The sequence below is a fragment of the Mycobacterium florentinum genome, assembly GCF_010730355.1.
GTDB lineage: Bacteria > Actinomycetota > Actinomycetes > Mycobacteriales > Mycobacteriaceae > Mycobacterium > Mycobacterium florentinum.
This window is the reverse complement of sequence record NZ_AP022576.1, coordinates 4,951,648-4,966,212: the sequence shown is the minus strand read 5'-3', so window position 1 is coordinate 4,966,212 and position 14,565 is coordinate 4,951,648. Positions and strand designations below refer to the sequence as shown.

General features: G+C 66.4%; 13 protein-coding genes. 4 read left to right on the top strand and 9 right to left on the bottom strand.

The window, feature by feature from the left end:
* The 3 genes from G6N55_RS23645 to prpD are packed head-to-tail and all read right to left on the bottom strand — an operon-like array spanning position 1 to position 3,538.
* Entirely contained in the window at positions 1 to 1,119 is a 1,119-nt protein-coding gene (locus G6N55_RS23645; RefSeq protein WP_085221132.1) for a bifunctional 2-methylcitrate synthase/citrate synthase, read from the bottom strand.
* On the bottom strand, positions 1,116 to 2,036 hold the full coding sequence (gene prpB / locus G6N55_RS23640) for a methylisocitrate lyase (RefSeq protein ID WP_085221133.1): 921 nt from the start codon (positions 2,034 to 2,036) through the stop codon (positions 1,116 to 1,118). Before prpB ends, G6N55_RS23645 begins: the two co-directional genes overlap by 4 nt.
* Positions 2,033 to 3,538 carry a 2-methylcitrate dehydratase PrpD gene (prpD, locus tag G6N55_RS23635; protein WP_163667480.1) on the bottom strand — a complete coding sequence of 502 codons (1,506 nt, stop codon included), beginning with the start codon at positions 3,536 to 3,538 and terminating at the stop codon, positions 2,033 to 2,035. Before prpD ends, prpB begins: the two co-directional genes overlap by 4 nt.
* A 131-nt stretch (positions 3,539 to 3,669) precedes the next feature.
* On the opposite strand from prpD, the gene G6N55_RS23630 reads away from it, so the two are divergent.
* The 3 genes from G6N55_RS23630 (at position 3,670) to G6N55_RS23620 (ending at position 7,721) form a co-directional block, all read left to right on the top strand.
* Positions 3,670 to 5,094 carry a short-chain fatty acyl-CoA regulator family protein gene (locus tag G6N55_RS23630; RefSeq protein WP_085221271.1) on the top strand — a complete coding sequence of 475 codons (1,425 nt, stop codon included), beginning with the start codon at positions 3,670 to 3,672 and terminating at the stop codon, positions 5,092 to 5,094.
* A 115-nt stretch (positions 5,095 to 5,209) separates the two neighbouring features.
* Complete coding sequence (locus G6N55_RS23625; RefSeq protein ID WP_085221135.1) at positions 5,210 to 6,574, top strand: flavin monoamine oxidase family protein; 1,365 nt, start codon at positions 5,210 to 5,212, stop codon at positions 6,572 to 6,574.
* A gap of 106 nt (positions 6,575 to 6,680) precedes the next feature.
* Positions 6,681 to 7,721, top strand: a complete 1,041-nt coding sequence (locus tag G6N55_RS23620) for a GGDEF domain-containing protein (protein ID WP_085221136.1) — start codon at positions 6,681 to 6,683, stop codon at positions 7,719 to 7,721.
* Here the strand turns inward: G6N55_RS23620 and G6N55_RS23615 are convergent.
* From G6N55_RS23615 to G6N55_RS23600, 4 genes are all read right to left on the bottom strand, one after another.
* A complete protein-coding gene (locus G6N55_RS23615; RefSeq protein WP_085221137.1) occupies positions 7,718 to 8,230 on the bottom strand; it encodes a DoxX family protein in 513 nt (170 codons plus the stop codon). The genes G6N55_RS23620 and G6N55_RS23615 overlap by 4 nt on opposite strands.
* A 134-nt stretch (positions 8,231 to 8,364) precedes the next feature.
* Positions 8,365 to 9,606 carry a WS/DGAT/MGAT family O-acyltransferase gene (locus tag G6N55_RS23610; protein WP_085221138.1) on the bottom strand — a complete coding sequence of 414 codons (1,242 nt, stop codon included), beginning with the start codon at positions 9,604 to 9,606 and terminating at the stop codon, positions 8,365 to 8,367.
* 4 nt (positions 9,607 to 9,610) lie between these two features.
* A complete protein-coding gene (locus G6N55_RS23605) occupies positions 9,611 to 10,513 on the bottom strand; it encodes an alpha/beta fold hydrolase (RefSeq protein WP_085221139.1) in 903 nt (300 codons plus the stop codon).
* Between the two features lie 91 nt (positions 10,514 to 10,604).
* Positions 10,605 to 11,093 (bottom strand): VOC family protein, encoded by a 489-nt coding sequence (locus G6N55_RS23600; protein ID WP_169718481.1) that lies wholly within the window; start codon positions 11,091 to 11,093, stop codon positions 10,605 to 10,607.
* An 83-nt stretch (positions 11,094 to 11,176) separates the two neighbouring features.
* Between G6N55_RS23600 and G6N55_RS23595 the strand changes: the two genes are divergently transcribed.
* Positions 11,177 to 12,046: an alpha/beta fold hydrolase gene (locus G6N55_RS23595; RefSeq protein ID WP_085221141.1), complete on the top strand. Its 870-nt coding sequence runs from the start codon at positions 11,177 to 11,179 to the stop codon at positions 12,044 to 12,046.
* Between the two features lies 1 nt (position 12,047).
* Here G6N55_RS23595 and gnd read toward each other — a convergent pair whose 3' ends face one another.
* On the bottom strand, positions 12,048 to 13,076 hold the full coding sequence (gene gnd / locus G6N55_RS23590) for a phosphogluconate dehydrogenase (NAD(+)-dependent, decarboxylating) (RefSeq protein WP_085221142.1): 1,029 nt from the start codon (positions 13,074 to 13,076) through the stop codon (positions 12,048 to 12,050).
* An 11-nt stretch (positions 13,077 to 13,087) separates the two neighbouring features.
* Positions 13,088 to 14,497, bottom strand: coding sequence for a glucose-6-phosphate dehydrogenase (locus G6N55_RS23585; protein WP_085221143.1), 1,410 nt, complete (start codon positions 14,495 to 14,497; stop codon positions 13,088 to 13,090).
* Between the last annotated feature and the right edge of the window lie 68 nt (positions 14,498 to 14,565).

Below are 14,565 nucleotides of genomic sequence, written 5' to 3'. Positions count from 1 at the left end.
CTATCTGAGAGCCAAAGCCCGCTGCGCGCGGCCCGAGTAAGCACTCAACGGCCGGATCAAGGAGTTCGACGCGGCCTGCTCCATGATGTGGGCGGTCCACCCGGTGATCCTGCTCATCACGAAGATCGGCGTGAAGCAGGCGATGTCGAATCCCATCAGGTAGTACGCCGGGCCGGTCGGGAAGTCGAGATTGGGCTTGATCGCGGTGGCGTCGAACATCTCGGCTTCCAGGATGTTGTACATATCCAGCCAGCGCTGCCCGTCGCGTGTCGCGGCGACCCGGCGCAGCGCCTCCTTCATCGTCGGCACCCGGGAGTCGCCGTTCTTGTAGACCCGGTGCCCGAAGCCCATGATCTTCTCTTTGCGGGCGAGCTTGCCGCGCAACCATTCTCGCGCATTGCCCGGGTCGCCGATCTCGATCATGTCGTGCATGACCGCCTCGTTCGCGCCGCCGTGCAGCGCGCCCTTGAGCGCACCGATGGCTCCGGTGACCGCGCTGTAGATGTCCGACTGCGTCGACGTCACCACCCGCGCGGCGAACGTGGAGGCGTTGAAACCGTGTTCGGCGTAAAGGATCATCGATTGCTCGAATGCCTTCACCACCTGGGGTTCGGGCACCTCGCCGAAGCACATCTGCAGAAAGTTCTCGGTGTATCCCAGCCCGCTGTGCGGCGGGATCGGCTCCAGCCCGCGGCGTCGCCGCATGTCCACCGCGACGATGGTCGGCAACACCGCGAGCATGCGCAGCGACTTGGCCCGGTTGGCCGAGTCGTCGTCCTCGTCGGGATCCTCGGCGCCCAAGAAGCTGATCGCGGTGCGCACCACGTCCATCGGATGGCAGTTGTCGGGGAGCTTGGTCAACAGCGACAGCATCGACCGGTCGATCCGCCGACTGGCGCGTTCGCGCTGACTGAACAACGCCAGCTCGGCGTCGGTGGGCAGTTCGCCGCGCCAGAGCAGAAACGCCACTTGCTCGAAGCTGCAGTGGGCGGCCAGATCCTGGACCGGATATCCGCGGTAGGTCAGCGAATTGGTCTCCGGCACCACCTTCGAGATGGCGGTGGTATCCACCACCACACCGGCGAGGCCCTTCTTGATGTCAGCGGTTGGCGCGGTCATGGCTGCTTCCCTTCGAGCGTGAAATTGTAAGTGTTGGTGTCGAATTCGTTGTAGTCCTCGTAGCGCAGCAGCGAGTAGAGCCGGCCGCGGTGTTGCATCCGATCGAGTAGATCGAATTGCGTTCCCGACGACTCGATTTCGCGCAGGCCCGCCTCGACCGCGAACATCGCCAGCCGCAACGTGGTGACCGGGTAGATGACGACGTTGTAGCCGACGTCGGCCAGTTGACGCGTGCTCAGCAGCGGCGACTTGCCGAACTCGGTCATGTTGGCCAGCAAGGGGACGTCGACGGCGGCGCGGAACGCTTCGAACTCCGACACTTCGGTCAACGCTTCGGTGAAGATCATGTCGGCGCCGGCGTCGGCGTAGGCCCGAGCGCGGTCGATCGCGGCGGGCAGACCCTCGATTCCCGCGGCGTCGGTGCGTGCACAGATCACGAAGTCGGGATCGCGCCGCGCGGATACCGCTGCGCGCAAACGCTTTACCATGTCGGCGGCCGGGACGACGGCCTTGCCGTCCAGATGACCGCAGCGCTTCGGGCTGACCTGATCTTCGAGGTGGCATCCGGCCAATCCGGCGTCCTCGAGCACCGTCACCGTGCGCGCGGCGTTCAGCGGCGCGCCGAATCCGGTGTCCGCGTCGATCAGCGTGGGCAGGTTGATGGCAGCGGCGATCTGTGCGCCCCGGCCCGCCACCTCCGTCAGCGTCGTCAAACCGATGTCCGGCAATCCGAGATCGGCCGCCAGAGCGGCACCGGACACATATACCCCCTCGAAGCCGGCCTCAGCGACCGTCTTGGCCACCAGCGGCGAGAAGGCACCCGGAAGCCGTTGCAGTCGGCCGGAATTCAGTCCTGCGCGCAATGCGGCGCGCTTGTCGGCGGCGCTGGACGAGGAACCGATCACCGGCCCACTCATCGGAAGATCCCCGACGGAATCACCGGCGCCTTGTCCAGCACCCGCGGATCGACCACCAGGTTCAGCGCCCCCAGGGCACCACCCTTCAGATCGGCGAGCGAGTCGACGGCCGACAAGAACCGTTGCTGCTCAGCGGGTTCCACGATGTCGTCGGCGAGCGTCGTGAACTTGCCGACGTACTGCTCACGCGCGAACGGACGCGCGCCCAGCGGATGGGCGTCGGCCACCGCCAATTCGTCGGAGATCACCTCGCCGCTCTTCAGGGTCACCTCCGCGCGGGCCCCAAAAGCCTTCTCGGCCGCGTCGTTCGAGTGGTAGCGACGAGTCCATTCCGGATCCTCGACGGTGGAGATCTTCTGCCACAGTTCGACGGTGTCGGCCCGATGCGCCCGCTCGGGAGCGTAGGAGCGCTCGTGGTGCCAGCTGCCGTCCTGCAACGCGACCGCGAAGATGTAGGGCAGCGAGTGATCCAGCGTCTCGCGCGAGGCGTCCGGGTCGAACTTCTGGGGATCGCCGGAGCCGGTGCCGATCACGACGTGGGTGTGATGGCTGGTGTGCAGCACGATCGTCGCGACCTGATCGAGGTCGCCGATCCGCTCACGCAGCCGGCGGGCCAGGTCGATCGGCGCCTGGCTCTGGTACTCCGCGGAGTGCTCCTTGGTGTAGCTGTCCAGAATCGCGCGCTTGGGTTCGCCGGGCTCCGGCAGCGGTACCCGGTAGGTGCGCTCGGTTCCGCCGAGCAGCCAGGCGATGACGCCGTCCTCGCCCTCCCAGATCGGCGCCGGCGATCCCTCGCCGCGCATCGCGCGGTCGACCGCCTCGATGGCGATCTTCCCGGCGAACGCGGGCGCAAACGCCTTCCAGCTGGAGATCAGGCCCTTGCGGGACTGGCGGGTGGCCGTGGTCAGGTGCAGCGCTTGCCCGACTGCCTGGTAGATCGTCTCGGCGTCCAGCCGAAGCATCGTCCCGATGCCCGCGGCCACCGACGGACCCAAATGCGCGACATGGTCGATCTTGTGCTCGTGCAGGCAGATTCCCTTGACCAGATCGATCTGGATCTCGTACGCGGTGGCCAGACCGCGGATCAGGTCGGCGCCACGCACATCGAGCTGCTGGGCGACGGCGACGAGCGGTGGGATGTTGTCGCCGGGGTGGGAGTACTCCGCGGCCAGGAACGTGTCGTGAAAATCAAGCTCGCGCACCGCGACACCATTGGCCCAGGCCGCCCACTCCGTCGAAAAGTTGCCCTGCACGCCGAAGACCCGAGCGCCCCGCTTCACCGGATGCGCCAGCGCCTGCTCGCGCGCCACCGTGACGGGTCGCCGGATCACCGAGGCGGCGCTGACGGCTGCGTTGTCGATGATGCGGTTGCGCACCATCTCCGCGGTCTCCGGATCGACGGCGACCGGATCGGTGGCGACTGCCGCGATCTTGGCGGCCAGCTGCTCGCTGCGGGGAAAGTCGTCAGCGCTGCGCCGCGCCCGAATCTCATGCGTCAACATAATCCGCACACTATGCAAGCTCGGCCGAGTTGGAAAGGCCCTGTAAATGTGTATTTTTGTGGCCTCGTGCGACGCATTTTGCAAACTTTGCGAATACGTCAGGGAGTAATATCTCAGCGGTGGCCCGGTCCTTGTCCAAGACGTTCTCCGGCGCCCGGCTGCGGCGGTTGCGCCAAGAGCGCGGGCTCACCCAGGCGGCGCTGGCCCAAGCCCTGGAGCTGTCCACCAGCTACGTCAACCAGCTGGAGAACGACCAGCGCCCGATCACCGTGGCCGTGCTCATCGCGCTCACCGAGCGCTTCGATCTGCCGCCGCAGTACTTCTCCTCCGACACCGACGCACGGCTGGTCGCCGACCTGTCGGATCTGTTCACCGAGACCGGTGCCGAACACGGGATCACCCGCACCCAGGTCGAAGAGTTTGTTGCCCGCATGCCCGAGATCGGCCGCGGTCTGGTCACCGTGCACCGCCGGCTCCGCGATGCCACCGACGAGCTGGAGGGATACCGATCCCGCGCGACCGCGGAGACCTCGTTGCCGCTCGAACGCCCGATGCCGTTCGAGGAAGTGCGCGATTTCTTCTACGACCGCAACAACTACATCGGCGAACTCGACGTCGCCGCCGAACGGCTGTTTGCCGAAAGCGGAATGCGCCCAGGTGGATTGGACATTCAACTGACCGAGCTGATGCGCGACCGGCTCGGCATCACCGTGGTGATCGACGACGACCTGCCCGAAACCAGCAAGCGCCGCTACGACGCCGACACCAGGGTGCTCAAGGTCGCCCGCTGGCTGATGCCCGGTCAACGCGCTTTCCAGATCGCGACACAACTCGCCCTGCTCAGCCAGTCCGACCTGATCTCGGCCATCGTGGCCACCGACCACCAGCTCAGCACCGAATCCCGCGGCGTCGCCCGCATCGGCCTGGCCAACTACTTCGCCGGGGCATTTCTGCTCCCCTACGGCGAATTCCACCAAGCTGCAGAGGAATTGCGCTACGACATCGACCTGCTGGGTCGCCGCTTCGAGGTCGGCTTCGAGACGGTCTGCCACCGGCTTTCCACCCTGCAGCGCCCGAAGAAACGCGGCGTACCGTTTATCTTCGTCCGCACCGACAAGGCTGGTAACATCTCAAAGCGCCAGTCGGCCACCGCATTTCATTTCAGCCGGGTGGGTGGCAGCTGCCCGCTGTGGGTGGTGCACGATGCGTTCGCCCAACCGGGGCGAATCGTCCGGCAGGTGGCGCAGATGCCCGACGGGCGATCGTATTTCTGGGTGGCCAAGACCACCGCCCCCGAAGGCCGCGGATATCTGGGGCAGCACAAGAGCTTTGCCATCGGATTGGGCTGCGATCTGGCCTATGCCGACAAACTCGTCTATTCGACCGGCGTCGTCCTCGACGACCCGACCACCGCGGTTCCGATCGGGGCGGGCTGCAAGATCTGCAGCCGGACCGCCTGTACTCAACGCGCATTTCCGTATCTGGGCGGCCGGGTGGTGGTCGACGAAAACGCCGGCAGCAGCCTGCCGTATTCGTCGACCGGACAACGCATTTAATTTGCGTCAGCGTCAAGCTTGACCCCGTACATGAATTCCACGCGAACGGACTACTGTCGTCTCGCGATCGGTGTAGTTTGCTGCTCAGCAGTCAACTGCAACCGAGGAGCCCGTCGTGGCGGATGTCGATTATTGCGTGGTCGGGGCGGGTTTCGCGGGTTTGACGGCCGCGTTGCGATTGAAGCAGGCGGGTCAATCGGTGGCCTTGCTGGAAGCCCGCGACCGGGTCGGCGGGCGCACCTTCACGGTCACCCACGACAACGGAACCTGGGTCGATCGCGGCGGTGCGTGGATCGGGCCGGGGCAGGACCGCATCTACGCGTTGATGAGCGAATTCGGTGTGCCGGAATACAAGCAGCACAATGACGGCGACGCGATGATGATCGTCGGGGGCAAAAAACACCGCTACGGCGGCACCATCCCGTGGACCGTGAGCCCGTGGGCGGTCGCCAACCTGGGGCTCGGACTGGCATCCATCGAGAAGATGTGCAAGGAGATTCCGCGCGACGCGCCGTGGGAAGCCAAAAAGGCCCAGGAGTGGGATCGCATCACCATTGGCGAATGGATCCACTCGAACACCGCGTCCAAGCAGGCCGCCGCGATGCTCGACATGGCCTTCGCCGGCCTCTACACCTCGGCAGCCTCCGAGACGTCGCTGCTGTGGGGGCTGCTGCAGACGGCGTCCGCCGGCGGGCTCACCTTCGCGATTTCGGGCAAGGGCGGATCCCAAGATGCCCGCCCGGTCGGTGGAATGGGCGCGCTGCACCGGCCGATGGTGGCCGAACTCGGTGACGCGCTACACCTTTCGCAGCCGGTCCGGCAGATCGCGCAGGATGCCGACGGCGTGACGGTCAGCGCGGCCGATCTTACGGTGCGTGCGCGCCGAGTGATCGTCGCGATCCCACTGGCGATCGCCACCTCGATCCTCTACGAGCCCGGGCTCCCGGTGGACCGGGCATTTCTGCACCAACGCATCCCGAGCGGCGCGGTGATCAAGACCTCGATCTTCTACGACGAGCCGTTCTGGCGCGCCGATGGACTGTCCGGTCAGTCCGCCGCGCCAGACTCCCCGGCGACGCTGACCATCGACGCCTGCACCGACACCGCGGACCCGGGCATCATGTGCATCATCACCGAGGGGCCCGCGGCACGAAAGCTCACCGCCCTCGACGAGGCCGAGCAGAAGGAGATCCTGATCGGCGAGCTCGTCGACCGGTTCGGCGACAAGTCCAAAGCACACCGCGAATTCCACCTGCAGAACTGGAGCATGGAGCGCTATTCCGGTGGCGGCATGATTGGCCACGCAGCCCCCGGCGTGTTGACCGAATACGGCTACACACTGCGCCAACCCTGCGGTCGCATCCACTGGGCCGGCACCGAAAGCTCGGCCATCATGTGCGGGTGGATCGACGGAGCAATTCGTTCCGGGGAGCGCGCGGCGTCCGAAGTGACGGCCGCCGAAACCGCCGCGGTCGGGTAGGCGCAATACCGCGGCCTGGTCGTCCCGGCCGCGCACGCCCCAAAGGGCAGTGCCAGAATTACCCCAATATTTCCATCACGGGGGCTTGACCAGGAGAGTTGACGGGATGGGTGTTAGCTTCGCGAGCCCATTCGATCGTCGAGCCGCGCGGCGTTACCGCCTACGGCTGCGCGCTAACGCCGGAAGCGGTTTCTACGCCAAGGAGCAGATCCGGCTGCTCCGAATCTATTTGTGCGCCACCACCTTTCTTTACATGTACGGCGTCGTATTCAGCATCTTTCCGATCCGCAAGGACCTGACGTACGCGAACCCGACGGGCGGCATCATCGCGATCGGCCTCGGCGTGGCGGCGCTGGTCTGGCTGGCCTTCCGCCCCGACCGGCCGGCACCGGCGACCGCCGTCGCGATCGCGGCCACCCCGATCGTGATGGCCTTCCACATCGCGATCATCGCCGAGTTCGTCTGCCTGATCGCGCCGTTGTTCCTGTCGATGTACCTGCGCGCCTTCTACCCGCCGCGACGCGGGGTGATCTTGGTGGCCGTGCTCGCCGGGGCGTGCCTGCTCGCCCTGGCGGTTGCGCCGACCCCGAAGCTGTCGATCGACTACTTCATCTTCGCGATCGCGATCGTCGGGGCCGCCGAGTCGTTCGGGCTGCTGACGCGCGCGCTGGTCAACGCGGCATGCACCGATCCACTGACGCGTCTGCTCAACCGGGCGGGCTGGGAAATCGCCACCGCCGACCTACTGGCGCGAGCCCGTTCGGCAGCGGTGACCGTCACCGTCATCGTGCTCGACATCGACAACTTCAAGACGATCAACGACACCCAGGGTCATCTTGCCGGCGACCAACATCTGATCAGCCGCGCGGATTGCTGGCGAAAACTGGCGCCCGCCAACACCGTTCTGGCCAGGCTCGGCGGCGACGAGTTCGCCTTGTGTATCACCGACCACGCGAGCCTGACACCGGGCAACGCGGAGCGGTTTGTCGCCGAGGTTCGGCTGCACACTCCGGATACCAGCATCGGCGCCGCATCTGCGCGCGGCGCGAGCGCCGACATCGCCTCGCTGTACGCGATCGCCGACGCCGCGCTGTACGACGCCAAGCACCGGGCTCGGCGGCGCGTCGACCCGCTGTCGCCGAACTAGCCTGCTTCCTGGGCCGGCGGACGGTAGAAGATCAGCAGCTGGCCGATCGCGCCGGCCAATCCGAGCACCACCGAGATCAGCAGCCCGTTCCATCCGATCAGCGGGTCGTTGATCCCGAAAATCGCCCAGTCCAGGCTGATCCGGCCGGGACCCAGGGTGGCCACGGCGATCGCGCTGATCGCCAGGACCAGGTTGTACTCCCAGCCCTCCTTGACGATGAAGAAGCCGTTGTGGCGATGCACGGTCCAGGCCGCGACCAACATCAGCGACACGAAGCCCGCGGCCGGGATCGGCGTGAGCAAACCGACCGCCAGCCCCAGCCCGGCAGCGATTTCGGTGGTCGCGGCCACCGTGGCGTGGAATCTGCCCGGCTTCATACCGATGCTCTCGAACCAGCGCGCGGTGCCCGGTATGCGGCCGCCGCCGAAGAACTTGTTGTAGCCATGCGCGGCCAATGTCATGCCCAGCACCAGCCGCAGGATCAGCAATCCGACGTCATAGGGAGTCATACGTGCAAACCTAGATCATCGGGTGAACCGGATTACAGCAGCGGTGAGTGACTGTCGAAAAATTCGGACACGATTTCGCGGGCGTGAGCACGTCAACTGCGGCGCAGCGGGCAGATCCGGCGACGCGCAATGACTTACAGCGCGGCGTCCAGCAATTCCAGGTAGGCGTCGACGTCGGAGACGGCGGATTCGGCGACATGAACACTGAGCGTGATCACATCGCCGATGCCGTGCAGACCGTGTGACAGACCAATAGTGGGCCCCAGGGCCGGGCATCCGGTCGCCAGGGCCACTGGCAATTCCCCGAAATGCAGATCGGCGGGACCGCGATTATTGCTGGACACCACGGTATTGCCGAGCACCTGCGTGGGCCGGGCGTCGGGGTTGAACAGCGAGACGCCCCAACGCAGTAACGGCGCGGGCATGGTGGCGAAGGCCCGATCGGTGGAACGCATGGCCGGATGTTCGAAGCGGCGCCGTCCATCGGCCAGATCGGCCGCAATCCGCTGCGCCCGGGCGTCTCGATCCAGGCTCGGGTACAGGCCGACGACGACGTTGCCGAAGTGGTTATGCGCCCGTCGCACACCGGATTTGGCCATCGGCACTTCGGCGCCCAACGAATCGGCCGTGTCGCCGAATACGCCCGACAGCGCGGCGGAAACCGCGGCCAGCACCGAGACGGTGACAGTGGGACCGGTCAGTTGTGCACGACGGCGCACCAGCGTGCGCAACGCGCGGACGCCATCGGGTCGGGCGTTGGTCGGCAGCGGCGGCCGGTACCCGATTCCGGGCGCCACCAGCCCGGCCCGGGTATCGCGAACCAGTCGGCGATGGGTTCGGGCCGCATCGACGGCGCGCCAGGGCAGAAAGCCGGGACGTATCGGTAGCACCTCCGGCACCGGATCGGCCCGGCCGAAGAGCCAGGCCGCCAGCGCCGAGGCGCGGACGCCGTCGGCCAGCGCATGCGGGACCTGCATGACCGCAACGGTTCCCGGGCCGTCGAGGCCGGGAATGCCGTGCACCGGTGTGAACACGTGCAGCCGCCAGGCCATCTCGCGCATATCGAGTTGGTGGTCGCCGAGACCGGCCACCGCCAGCAGACAGTCAGGCCAGCTGCCGCCGGCCAGGTCGTGGCAGACCACCTGTTCGGAAGCCACCGCCGTCGGTACCCACTGCGGGTACCTCAGCGGCGACCCCTCGTGGACCCGCATGCACAGATCGGGACACGCGCGGGCCCGGCGACGAACCTCGGCGATGGCGCGGCCGAGATCGGCGGGTTCACCGTCGAATGCGTAGACCATGAAGTCGTCATTGGGGACTTTGGCCGACATCCAGTAGAACTGCGCATCGACGGCCGCCATTCGGCGCGCGGCCATCGCGTCAGCCGGGTGAGCCGATGAACGCAAGCACCCGTTCGGCTATTTTCTCGGGCTGTTCGAGCTGCAGGAAATGCCCGGCATGATCGACGATCGCGACATCGCTGCCGGCGGGCAGCACCTTTTCGGTCCAGTGCGCGAAAGCCGGCGTCATGCAACCGTCGTCGCGGCCGTGCAGATACAACGTCGGCAGGATGGGTGCCTCGGTCCACAGCTGGTTCAGTTCGGCATACCGCTGCGGCGGCTTGGTGTTGCGAAGCGTGGCCCGGTAGGTCCCCAGCGCCGCGCGCCAGCTTTCCGGTGTTCCGATCGCGGCGTCGACGTGGCGCAGGTCCTCCTCGGCACCGCGATAACCCGGAGACCACCGCCGCCACAACCGCGGCAGCACCCAGGATGCGGAACGCTCAGGCAGGAAAGGCAATTGGAAGTAGAACATGTACCAGCTGCGCAACAGCTGACGCGGTATTTGGCGGGCCAGCCGGGCCCGCTCGCTCACCTGCCCGCGAAATGCCGCCGAGACCGGCACCGACATGATCACGGCCTTGGTGAACGGGCTGTTGGGCATCGCGGCCAGGCCGGTGGCCGCCAGTGCGCCCCAGTCGTGTCCGATCACCACGTCGCGGTCGGTGCCCCCGGCGGCCTCCCGCACCCGCAGCGCGTCGTCCATGATCGCGCCGACGTGATAGCTGCCGTCGTCCGGGATAGACGAGGGCGCATACCCCCGCATGAAGGGCGCGACGACCCGCCAGCCGGCGGCGGCAAGCAGCGGGGCCGTCTTGCGCCAGCCGTACGCGGTGTCCGGGAAGCCGTGCAGACACAAGGCGATCGGGGCGTCGGCCGAACCCCAGGTCAGCGCCTTGAGGTCCGCGGGAGGACCCGGCACATCGATCCACCGCGGCTCGGTCATCTCGAGTAGTCCACCATCTTCACTCCTGTTCGGCGCGTCCGCACGGACCAACCTAACACCGGAGCGATCGGAACTCCGAACCCCTACTGCATCAAGGGTTTTCACCAGATGCTTGCGCCGCCGCGCACTCGAGGTCGGCAAGGATGATCTTGCGCATGCCATACATCACCTGGGTCGCGGCCGTCGCGCAGGCCGGATCGGGATGGCTCACCAGCTCGTAGAGCCGCTGCGGGATGACCTGCCAACTCAGCCCGAACCGGTCCTTGCACCAGCCGCACGGCGCTTCGTCGCCGCCGTCGGTCAACCGGTCCCAGTAGTAGTCGACCTCGTCCTGGTCCTTGCAGTCGATCGTGAAGGAGACCGCCTCGCTGAAGGTGAAATGCGGACCGCCGTTGATCCCGATGAACCGGTTGCCGTCCAGCACAAAGGTGCCCGACAACACCGAGCCGGGCTCGCCGGGTCCGGCGTCGGTGGCACGGTTGAGGTCCTCGATCCGCGAGTTCGGGAACACCGACGCATAGAACGTCACCGCCTCCTCCAGGTTGTGGTCGAACCACAGCGTCGGCGTGATCGATGGCACGGGCATCTCCTAATCTGGTGGGTTTTTCGGTTAGACCCCGGCGACCGCGAGAACTCATCGAGCGACTATGTAACGTCAGTTCGATGAGCACCGTGAGCAGCAGCCCCCAGACGGTCAAATTCGCTGGTGTCGGCGGTATCGGCCTGGTCGCCGACGAGTGGAACCGCGACGCCGCGATCGCGGGCCGACCGTCGATCCTGATGTTGCACGGCGGCGGCCAAAACCGATTCTCCTGGAAGAACACCGGCCAGGTCCTGGCCGACGAGGGCTTCCACGTCGTGGCGCTGGACAGCCGCGGGCACGGCGACAGCGACCGGGCGCCGGGCGCGGACTACGCGATCGAAACCCTGACGGCCGACGTCCTGCACATCCTTGACGCCATCGGTCACCCGGTGGTGCTGATCGGGGCCAGCATGGGTGGGCTGACCGGCATCCTGGTCGCCGACGCCGCCGGCCCGCAGAAGGTGACCGGATTGGTGCTGGTCGACGTGGTACCGCGGTACGAGAAGACCGGCAGTGCCCGCATCCGGGACTTCATGCTGACCAACCTGCACGGCTTCGGCTCGCTGGAAGAGGCGGCCGACGCCGTCTCGGCCTACCTGCCGTACCGGGAAAAGCCGCGCAGTCCCGAAGGGCTGCGCAAGAACCTGCGGCTGCGCGACGGACGCTGGTACTGGCACTGGGATCCGGCGTTCATGACCGCACCCGGTGACGATCCGGAGCTGCGCACCGAGCACTTCGAGCAGGCCGCGGCGGATCTGAAGATTCCGGTGCTGTTGATCCGCGGCAAGCTCTCCGACGTGGTCAGCCCCGAAGGCGTCAAGCACTTCCTGGCGACTGTTCCGCGTGCGGAGTTCGTCGAACTGTCCGACGCCGGGCACACCGCCGCCGGCGACGACAACGACGCCTTCAGTGACGTGGTGGTGGAGTTCGTCAAACGGCTGACGCGTTAGGTCAGCCCCCGACGCCCGGTTTCTCCGCGTGCCCGCCGAACTGCTTGCGCATCGCCGACAGCGCCTTGTTGGCGAAGTCGTCGAGGCTGCGTGAGGCGAACCGGGACTGCAGCGCGGTGGTGAGCACCGGCGCGGGCACGCCCTCGTCGATCGCCGCGATGGCGGTCCAGCGGCCCTCCCCCGAGTCGGAGACGCGCCCGGAAAATTCGGACAGGGTGGGCGATTCGTGCAGCGCGATCGCGGTCAGGTCCAGCAGCCAAGAGCCGACGACGCTGCCGCGGCGCCACAGCTCGGCGATGTCCTCGATGTCGAAGTTGTACTGGTAGCACTCGGGATTGGACAGCGGAGCGGTTTCGGCGTCGCCCGCCTCGACGCGCTTGCCGATGTCGGCATTGCGCAGGATGTTCAGCCCCTCCGCGAGGGAGGCCATCATCCCGTACTCGATGCCGTTGTGCACCATCTTCACGAAGTGCCCCGCCCCGGACGGACCGCAATGCAGATAACCCTTTTCGGCTTGCTCGACCTCGCCGTCGCGGCCCGGGGTACGCGGCGCGGCGTCGACGCCCGGCGCGATGGTCTTGAAGAGCGGCTCGGCGTGCTCGAAGGCGTAGTCGTCGCCGCCGATCATCAGACAGTAGCCGCGCTCACGGCCCCACACCCCGCCACTGGTACCGCAGTCGATCAGATGAATCCCCTTCTCGGCCAGCAGCTTTGAGTGTTTGAGGTCATCACGGTAGTAGGAGTTGCCACCGTCGATCACGATATCGCCGGACTCGAGCGTGTTGGCCAGCTCCTCGATCACCGATTGGGTGATGATGCCCGCGGGGACCATCACCCAGACGACGCGCGGCGCGGTCATTTTCTCCTTGAGCTCCTCCAGCGAGTACACGCCGGTGGTGTTCGGCTCACCGGCCATCGCCTTGACGGCATCCGAATTATGGTCGTACACAACGGTTTCGTGCCCGTTGTCGGCCACCCGGCGCGCGATGTTGGCCCCCATTCGGCCCAGGCCGATCATTCCCAGCTGCATTTCTGGTCTCCTTACTGTCCGGACTGCGTTTTTGGAGGGAACCACGGGTCCCGCCAATGGTGGTGACCGCGGACTAGCGACTGCGCGGCCCGGGGCCCCCAGGACCCGGGCTCGTAGGGGTGGATTTCGCTCGGCTTGTCGAGCAGCGGCTGGACGATCCGCCAGGTCTGTTCGATGCTGTCTTCCCGCGCGAACAACTGTCGGTCGCCGGTCAACGCGGCGTGCAACAGCAGCTCGTACGGCCCCTCGGCTTCGCCCAGGTCGGTGGCGAACAACGAGTCCAGATGGACGTCGTGCCACTCACCGTCGACCTGGGCCGACAACTGCAGCCGCAGGCCCGGCTCGGGGTCGATGCGCAAAACGATCTGGTTCGGCTCGGCCGCCTTGCGGTGCGGCAGGAACCCCAACTGCGGAACGCGGCGCAGAAACAGCCGAACCTCGGTGACCTTCTCCGGCAGCGCCTTTCCGGACCGCAAAAAGATCGGCACGCCAGACCAGCGCCAATTGTCGATCTCGGTACGCAGCGCGATGAAGGTTTCGGTCTGCGACTCCTTTGCCACCCCGGGCACGTCGGTGTAGCCGCGGTACTGGCCCCGCACGCAGTGCTCGGGATCCAGCGGCGGCATCGCGCGGAACACCTCGGACTTCTTGTCGTTGAGGTCGTCGGCGCTGCCGCCGACCGGTGGTTCCATCGCCACCATCGCGAGCACCTGCAGCAGATGGTTCTGCACCACGTCGCGCAGGGTGCCGACCTTGTCGTAGAACCGGCCGCGGTCGTCGACGCCGAAATTCTCGGCCATCGTGATCTGGATCTCCGACACGCTCTGGCGGTCCCACAGCGCGGCCAGGGCCTGGTTGGCGAATCGGAGGCATTCGAGTTCCACCACGGGCTGCTTGCCCAGGAAGTGGTCCACCCGCAGGATCTGGTCTTCCTCCAGCACGGCATGCAACCGGTTGTTCAGGTCGCGCGCGGACTCCAAGTCATGGCCGAACGGCTTTTCCACCGCGACCCGTGCGCGTTCCACCAGGCCCTCGCGCGCCAGACCCTCGACGATCGGCGCGAACAACGCGGGCGGCATCTCGAGGTAGTACAGCGGGCGGTAGTCCGAACCGATAATCTCGGCGAGCCGGTGGTAGAGATCGCGGTCGGTGACGTCGCCGTGAACGTAGTCCAACCGATTCGCCAGCCGATCGAACACCTCGTCGTCGATCTTCTCCCCGGCGTCGTTGATCGCTCCGCGGGCCCGCTCGATCAACTCCTCGACACTCATGTCGTCGCTCGCCACACCCAGGATCGGGCAGTCCAGCAAGTTGCGGCGCTCGAGCCGATACAACGCCCGAAACGTCATCTTGCGGGCCAGATCGCCGGTAATTCCGAAGATCACCAGCAGGTTCGACGAATCGCCACCGTCGTCGGCCAAGATCGAACCTCCCAAAAGTCACCGGATCGGTTCACTTGAGATGCACTACCCGGGGGTGATCGCACTCA

Coding starts and splice junctions, on each gene's coding strand:
- G6N55_RS23645 (WP_085221132.1), bottom strand. CDS start 1,119: ATGACCGCGCCAACCGCTGACATCAAGAAGGGCCTCGCCGGTGTGGTG.
- prpB (WP_085221133.1), bottom strand. CDS start 2,036: ATGAGTGGGCCGGTGATCGGTTCCTCGTCCAGCGCCGCCGACAAGCGC.
- prpD (WP_163667480.1), bottom strand. CDS start 3,538: ATGTTGACGCATGAGATTCGGGCGCGGCGCAGCGCTGACGACTTTCCC.
- G6N55_RS23620 (WP_085221136.1), top strand. CDS start 6,681: ATGGGTGTTAGCTTCGCGAGCCCATTCGATCGTCGAGCCGCGCGGCGT.
- G6N55_RS23615 (WP_085221137.1), bottom strand. CDS start 8,230: ATGACTCCCTATGACGTCGGATTGCTGATCCTGCGGCTGGTGCTGGGC.
- G6N55_RS23610 (WP_085221138.1), bottom strand. CDS start 9,606: ATGGCCGCGCGCCGAATGGCGGCCGTCGATGCGCAGTTCTACTGGATG.
- G6N55_RS23605 (WP_085221139.1), bottom strand. CDS start 10,513: ATGACCGAGCCGCGGTGGATCGATGTGCCGGGTCCTCCCGCGGACCTC.
- G6N55_RS23595 (WP_085221141.1), top strand. CDS start 11,177: ATGAGCACCGTGAGCAGCAGCCCCCAGACGGTCAAATTCGCTGGTGTC.
- gnd (WP_085221142.1), bottom strand. CDS start 13,076: ATGCAGCTGGGAATGATCGGCCTGGGCCGAATGGGGGCCAACATCGCG.